The 6,656-nt window shown below is 74.6% G+C and carries 6 protein-coding genes; 2 read left to right on the plus strand and 4 right to left on the minus strand.

The window, feature by feature from the left end; genetic code table 11:
• Positions 1–47: 47 nt before the first annotated feature.
• A complete protein-coding gene (locus tag AB0D08_RS20485; RefSeq protein ID WP_359890429.1) occupies positions 48–884 on the minus strand; it encodes an alpha/beta hydrolase in 837 nt (278 codons plus the stop codon).
• A gap of 124 nt (positions 885–1,008) precedes the next feature.
• On the minus strand, positions 1,009–3,072 hold the full coding sequence (locus AB0D08_RS20490; RefSeq protein ID WP_359890431.1) for a SpoIIE family protein phosphatase: 2,064 nt from the start codon (positions 3,070–3,072) through the stop codon (positions 1,009–1,011).
• A gap of 516 nt (positions 3,073–3,588) precedes the next feature.
• On the opposite strand from AB0D08_RS20490, the gene AB0D08_RS20495 reads away from it, so the two are divergent.
• A complete protein-coding gene (locus tag AB0D08_RS20495) occupies positions 3,589–4,491 on the plus strand; it encodes an ABC transporter substrate-binding protein (protein WP_033824249.1) in 903 nt (300 codons plus the stop codon).
• Positions 4,492–4,684: 193 nt separating this feature from the next.
• On the opposite strand, the gene AB0D08_RS20500 is transcribed toward AB0D08_RS20495, so the two are convergent.
• Complete coding sequence (locus tag AB0D08_RS20500; RefSeq protein ID WP_359890433.1) at positions 4,685–4,963, minus strand: hypothetical protein; 279 nt, start codon at positions 4,961–4,963, stop codon at positions 4,685–4,687.
• A 232-nt stretch (positions 4,964–5,195) separates the two neighbouring features.
• On the opposite strand from AB0D08_RS20500, the gene AB0D08_RS20505 reads away from it, so the two are divergent.
• The gene (locus AB0D08_RS20505) at positions 5,196–5,909 is read left to right on the plus strand and encodes a TIGR00266 family protein (RefSeq protein WP_359890436.1); all 714 of its coding nucleotides are present in this window, start codon (positions 5,196–5,198) and stop codon (positions 5,907–5,909) included.
• On the opposite strand, the gene AB0D08_RS20510 is transcribed toward AB0D08_RS20505, so the two are convergent.
• Complete coding sequence (locus AB0D08_RS20510) at positions 5,888–6,562, minus strand: TetR/AcrR family transcriptional regulator (protein ID WP_359890442.1); 675 nt, start codon at positions 6,560–6,562, stop codon at positions 5,888–5,890. The two genes, AB0D08_RS20505 and AB0D08_RS20510, sit on opposite strands and share 22 nt — an antisense overlap.
• Positions 6,563–6,656 lie beyond the last annotated feature (94 nt).

Raw genomic sequence — 6,656 nt, forward strand, 5'->3', positions numbered from 1 at the left:
GATGGTGGCAGGTCCCAGCGGTGGGCGCCACCGCATTGACGTGCCGCTCACTGGGTGTGCGCGGCCGCCAGGATGAGATCGGTGACGGCCTCCGGGTGGGAGACCATCGCGACGTGGGAGGCGTCGATCTCGACGGTCGTGGAGTGGGCGCGCTCGGCCTCGAAGCGTTCCAGCTCCCCCAGCGCCTTGTCCTGGCGGGCCACCAGCGCCCAGGAGGGAATGGTGTGCCAGGCCGCCGCGGTGGCGATGTCGGCGAACGCCGAGGCGCTGATGGGGCGCTGGGTCGCGGCCATCACCGAGGTGGTGTTCTCCGGCAGGTCGGCGGCGAAGACCTGCCGGAACTTGTCGGGCTTGACGTACAGGTCGGTGCCCGAGGTGCCGTCCGCGTTGGTGAACGGCACCGGCTGCAGGGCCGGGCCGAGCTCGGTGTCCGGGAACCGGGCGGCCAGTTCGCCGATGACCTCGCCGGTGTCGGGGACCAGGGCGGCGATGTAGACGAGTGCCTTGACGTGGGGGTTCCCGGCGGCGGCGGTGCTGATCACGGCGCCGCCGTAGGAGTGGCCGGCCAGCACGATCGGCCCTTCGATGCTCGCCAGCACGCTCGCGATGTACGTGGAGTCCTGGGCGAGACCGCGCAGCGGGTTGGCGGGGGCGACCACGCGGTAGCCCGCGCACTGCAGCCGCTCCACGACGCCGTTCCAGCCCGAGGCGTCGGCGAACGCCCCGTGCACCAGCACCACGGTCGGCTTCGGCCCGTCCGGGTGCCGGTCCGCGGCCCCGGCGGGCGTGGCGGCGGTGAGGGCTGCGGTGAGCGCGGTGGCGGCGAGCAGGGCGGCGGCGGCCGCCCACGGGCGGCGGGGGCGGACGGGCGGGGTCATGGCCATGGTGCTGGGTCTCCTGGGGAGGGGCGGGGACAGCGGGAGGTCCCAGCCTTTCGGAGCGCCGGGGGCGGGGCGACCCGCGCCGACCGCCCGGGTGACGGGCCCGGGGCGGCCCGCCCGGGAGGTGTCACGCGTCGTCCGCCGCCAGCGGCTGCTCGGCCCAGATGGTCTTCCCCCGGCCGGTCGGGCGCACGCCCCAGCGGTCGGTGAGCTGGGCGGTGATGAACAGGCCGCGCCCGTGTTCGTCGCTGTCGAGCGCGCGGCGCAGCTGGGGGGCGGTGCTGCTGTCGTCGGTGACCTCGCAGATCAGCGTGTGGTCGCGGATCAGGCGCAGGTCGATCGGGCCGTCGGCGTAGCGGACGGCGTTGGTGATCAGCTCGCTGGCGATCAGCTGGGTGGTGTCGGCGAGGGTGTCGAGGGACCAGGCCGCCAGCTGGTCGCGGATCAGCTTCCGCGCCTCGGAGACGACCTGCGGCCGGTTGTCGAGGGTCCAGGACACGGTGTGGCGGCGGTCGAGTTGGTGGGTGCGGGCGAGCAGGAGGGCGGCGTCGTGCCGTGGGCGGGCCGGGGCGATGGCGGCGAGGACGGCTTCGCAGATCTCCTGCAGCGGCGGGGTGGGGCCGGCCGGGACGGGGGGCAGCAGGTCGAGCGGGAGGCGGTGGGCGGGGCCGTCGGCGGGGAGCAGCGCGGTGGTGTGCAGGAGCAGGGTGGCACCTTCGGGCAGGACGCGTTCGGCGAGCGGGTAGTGGGCGATGCCGCGGCCGAGGGCCGGTCCCCGGGGCATCTCCAGGTGTTCGGTCGCGCCGCCGGCGTGGGCGAGGACGGGGAGGGCGTGGCCGGCGTTGGCCATGGTGCACAGCCGGGTCACGGGGTCGTAGATGAGGTAGAGGCAGGTGGCGGTCGCGGGGGTGTCGAAGGCGGGGCGGACGCCGCCCGGTTCGGGGTCCTGTTCGGGGCCGTTGGCCAGGTCGTGGAGCCGGTGGAGGATCTCGTCGGGGGCGAGGTCGAGGTCGGACAGGGCCGTGAGTGCGGCCCGCAGCTCGCCCATGGCCTGGGCGGCGTCGGACGACTTCCGTCCGGTGGTGTCGCCGGCGACCAGTGCGACCCTGGCGCCGGAGAGCGGGATGACGTCGACGAAGGCGCCGCCGAACGCGGCCGGGAGGTAGGCGCCGGCGGTGTCGGCGGCGGCGCCCGTGAGGTCCGGGGGCCGGTGCGGGTGGGACCGCAGGATCCGGGCGGCGGAGTGTTCGCGCTGGTAGAGGCGGGCGTTGTCGATGGACAGGGCGGCCCGGGAGGCGAGCAGTTCGGCGACGGCCAGGTCGGCGCGGCCGAACGGGACCTGGTTGTGCCAGCGGTAGAAGCTGACCAGGCCGAGGACGACGCGGCGGGCGCGCAGCGGGACCACCATCATCGAGTGGACGCCGGCCGCGAGCAGCCGGGCGTCGCGCGGCCGGGTGGGGTCCAGCCAGTGGGTGTGGGCGCCCATCCGCCGGATCAGCCGGGGCCGCAGGCGGGTGAGGACGTCCCAGTGCGGGGTGCCGCCGGGGTAGGTGTCGACCTCGCCGACCCGCGGCACGCCCTCGCGGTGGCGGCCGGACGCGGAGCGGAAGCCCGCGCGGCGCACGGTGGCGTTGCCGCAGCAGGCCCCGGCCGGCACCGCGTCCCCGCGCAGGACGAGGTCGAGGACGTCGACGGCTGCGCTGTCCGCGAAGCCGGGCAGTGCGAGGTCGCACAGTTCCTGCGCCGTGCGGAAGGTGTCGAGCGTCGTCCCGACCGTGCCTGCCGCCTTCTCCAGCAGGCGCAGGCGCTCCTCGGCGCGGGTGCGTTCGGTGATGTCGGTGAGCGAGGTGGCCAGGCCGAGCACCGTTCCGTCGGGGTCCTCGAGCCGGAACCCGGAGACGGACATCACGGCCTCGACGGCGGGGTCGCGGCCGGCGATGTGCAGGCGCAGGTCGAGGACGGGGGTGCCGGTCTCCAGGATCTCGCGGGCCAGTGCCTCGACCTCGTCCGGGGAGGGCACCTGGAAGGCGGTGAGGATGTCCCAGAGCGGTCTGCCGATCATCTCGTGGATGCGGAAGTCGTTGATGCGGTACGCGGCGGTGTTGACCCGTACCAGCCGCAGCCGGGGGTCGAGGACGTGCAGGCCGACCGGCGACTGGGTGAACAGCGCGTCGAGGACTGCGGCGTCCACGCCACCCGGTCCTGGGACGGGGTGCGGGTGGGGGCTCACGGTGCTCCGCTCTCGTCGGGACGGGTGGTGCGACTCGCCCCCGCACGCCCGGGGCGCGGGCGGGCGGCGGGGCCGCACGCCCGGGGCCAGCCTCACCCTGCGGCCCGGGCGCGGCGATCCGGCTGGGCCGATCAGGCGAGCGCCGGGCCGCCCTGCCCGGGCCGCTGCCGGAGCGGTGGCGGAGCTGATGCCCGTTGAAGGGTTCCGCCGTCCGGTCTCCGCCGTCGGGGACCGCCGAACTCCGCCGGTACGGAGGCACGTTGTGCCGCTCGGCCAGGAGGCCCGCCACCTGCGGATCCCCCCGGTGCGGAGTGACATGAACCGGTCGTTATAGTCTCATCAGCCTCCCCTCCCGGGGCCGCGGTCGCGGGCGGGGTGCTGTCTCACCGGAACGGGGCCGGTGGGGTGCTGTCGGCACACCCTGCCGCCATGTCCCGAACTCCCGAACAGTGCGTCGACCATCCGGGAGTACCGAAGATGACCCGCTCCACCAGCCGCCACTGCGCCGCCGTCGCCGCAGCCACCACCGGCGCCCTCCTGCTCGGCGCCTGCGGTACCGGCGGCGGCCAGGAATCGCTCCACGACCGGCTGCCCGAGGCGATCCGCAAGGCCGGCGTGATCCGGGTGGGCTCGTCGTTCACCGCGGCGCCGGTGATCTTCAAGAACGCCCAGGGCGTGGTGGACGGCCTGGACCCTGACGTCGCCGCCGCCCTGGAGAAGTCGCTGGGCGTCAAGTTCGAGTTCCAGGACGTCGGCCCCTTCGCGAACGTGCTGCCCGGGCTGCTGGACAAGAAGTACGACATCGGGCTCTCGGGCATCACCGACACCCGCGAGCGCCAGCAGGGCGTCGACAAGAACAACAAGCAGATCAACGAGGGTGTCGACTTCGTCGACTACTTCATGGCCGGGATCGGCATCGTGGTCGGCAAGGGCAACCCCCAGCGGATCGCCGGCCTCGACGACATCTGCGGGAAGTCCGTGGCGGTCAAGAAGGGCACCATCCACGACGACCTCGCCGCCCGCCAGCAGAAGGCCTGCGAGCACCTCGGCAAGCCGCTCAAGGTCCAGCAGACCGACGCCGACGCGGACGCCCTGGCCAGCCTCCACGCCGGCCGCGCCGACGCCTACCTCACCGACTACCCGAAGGCGCTGTACAGCGCCCAGACCGTCGACGGCGGGCAGAGCTACGAGGTCGCCGGGAACCAGCTCCAGCCCCGGCCCTACGGGATCGCCGTCCGCAAGAGCGACAGCCAGCTGCGGGACGTCCTGACCAAGGCGGTCAACACCCTCGTGGTCAACGGCACCTACGACGCCATCCTGGCGAAGCGCCAGCTGACCGCGGGAGCGGTCCAGAACTCGGTCGTCAACGGCGGCAGCTGACCGCCCCGGACCGGGACGCCCGGACCACAACGATCCGGGCCCGGCCGTCGGGGGGACGCGGCCGGGCCCGGGGACCAGGGCGAGGGGGCGGCCACGGCCGCCCCTGACCTCGCTCCACCACCGTACGCCCCGCTCCCCCGGACCCCGGCGCGACACGCCCGGCGCGCCGGTCTGCGCCCGCCGGGGCGTTGCTTCAGTGCAGGGCGAGGTCGGGCGGGTCCGGCTCGTTGACGTCCACCACCAGCGCGGTCATCGGCACGCACAGCTGGAGCCGGCCGGCGACGGTGGCGGCCGCCCGCCCGATCGGCTCGTCGGCGGCCCCGGCCGCGTACTGACAGAGCAGCGCGATGGCCGCCTCCAGCACGACCTCGTCCACCCGCGCGGCCGGCGCCTTGCGCCCGGCGCCCCCGGACGGGTGCAGGACAGCGGCGGCGAGACGGTCACGGTCAGCACGCCCAAGTCTCGTTGTCATACGAACCACCTTGGCGGCGCCTGGCCTCCGCCGCCATCGCCCGCACCCGTCCGGGTCCCGCCCGGCTCCCCCGCATCGCCCCCGCGCCCGCCCGGCGGGGATGCCGGGCGCCGGACGCGGTGGAAGCATGGACGGGCGGGCCCCGCCCCCGCCCGTGCGGCCCCCGGAGCGCGGGGCGCCCCCGTCCGACCCCGCGAGCAGCGACCAGCAGCGACGAGCACCGGAGGACGCCATGCGGACCGACACCCGTCACCACCCCGGATTCGCGGTGGCCCGCTGCTCACTGGCGCCCGGCGAGACGCTCACGGCGCAGTCGGGGTCGATGTACGCGTGCAGTGCGGGGATCGAGGTGGACGCGAAGTCGAGCGGAGGGATCCTGGCGGGTCTCAAGCGCGCCGCGGTCGGCGGCAGCTCGCTCTTCCTCAGCCACTTCACGGCGCAGGGCGAGGGCTGCTGGGTCGACCTGGCGCACCGGCTCCCCGGTGACGTGGTGGCCGTGGACGTCACCCCCGACCAGCCGCTGCAGGTCACCCAGGGCAGCTGGCTGGGGTGCTCGCCCGGGGTGGAGCCGCAGACCAAGTGGGCGGGCATGCAGAACCTGTTCGGCGGCGAGGGCGGGTTCACGCTGCGGATGGACGGGGCCGGCAGCGCCGTGCTCGGGTGCTACGGCGCCCTCGACGCCCTCGTGCTGGCACCCGGCGAGCAGGTGACCGTCGCCACCGGGCACATCGTCGCCTACGACAGCAGCACGACGCTGGCGGTCCGCCGGCTCGCGGCCGGGCGCACCATCCGCTCGCTGAAGACCGGCCAGTTCCTGGTCTGCGACTTCACCGGTCCCGGACGGGTGTTCCTGCAGACCCGCAACCCGAAGGCGCTGGTGGCGTTCGTCCAGGAGTCGCTGCCGAAGCCCGACGCCGAGGGTGTTCAGGTGTCGGAGGGCGGCTGAGCGGCCGGTGCCCGGATCAGTCCGGCCACGTGGTCCGCGACCATGTCCAGGATCTCCGCGGCGCCCGCCGGGTCGCCGAGCACCAGGTGGTTCAGCGTCAGACCGCCCGTCAGGGCGGCCAGGTAGCGCGCCAGTACCGCTACCGGGACGATGAGTTCGGAGCCGGTCGCGGCGCAGAGCTGTTCGAGGAGTTCGCCGTAGGTGGCGCAGTACAGCTCGTACTGGCGGCGCGCCAGGTGCTCGAAGCCGGGCTGGCGCAGCGCGTACTGGGTGAGTTCGTAGGTGAGCATGTGCTCGCCGGGGCTCGCGGCGACGTGGTCCCAGTAGGCCTGGAACCCGGCGCGGACGGTGTCGCGCAGGGTGCCCCCGGGGCCCGTGTGCGAAGTCGCGGCGGACCCGGCGGGACCCTGCACACGCGCCCCGGGGCGGATCGCCTCCCGGACCCTCGCCACCGAGTGCTCGGTGATCGCCTCGATCACCGCTTCGAGCAGGGCCTGCTTGGAGTCGAAGCAGTAGTGGAAGACGCTCAGCGACACGCCCGCCTCGGCGGCGATCGACCTGGTGGTGGTCCGCGGGACCCCGTCCCGGGTCATCGCGCGGATCGCGGCCTCGGTCAGCTGGCGTCTGCGCTCGGCCGACGGCATCCGGGCCATCAAGGTTCCCTTCACCGGGGTGCGGTCACCGGGCCGTCCGGCCGGACGGCCCGGACGGCCGGTGTCGGCCCGGACCCGGCCAACGCCCAGATGA

It is taken from the genome of Kitasatospora sp. NPDC048540 (assembly GCF_040651175.1).
Classification (GTDB): domain Bacteria; phylum Actinomycetota; class Actinomycetes; order Streptomycetales; family Streptomycetaceae; genus Kitasatospora.

Coding starts and splice junctions, on each gene's coding strand:
- AB0D08_RS20485 (WP_359890429.1), bottom strand. CDS start 884: ATGGCCATGACCCCGCCCGTCCGCCCCCGCCGCCCGTGGGCGGCCGCC.
- AB0D08_RS20495 (WP_033824249.1), top strand. CDS start 3,589: ATGACCCGCTCCACCAGCCGCCACTGCGCCGCCGTCGCCGCAGCCACC.
- AB0D08_RS20500 (WP_359890433.1), bottom strand. CDS start 4,963: ATGACAACGAGACTTGGGCGTGCTGACCGTGACCGTCTCGCCGCCGCT.
- AB0D08_RS20505 (WP_359890436.1), top strand. CDS start 5,196: ATGCGGACCGACACCCGTCACCACCCCGGATTCGCGGTGGCCCGCTGC.
- AB0D08_RS20510 (WP_359890442.1), bottom strand. CDS start 6,562: ATGGCCCGGATGCCGTCGGCCGAGCGCAGACGCCAGCTGACCGAGGCC.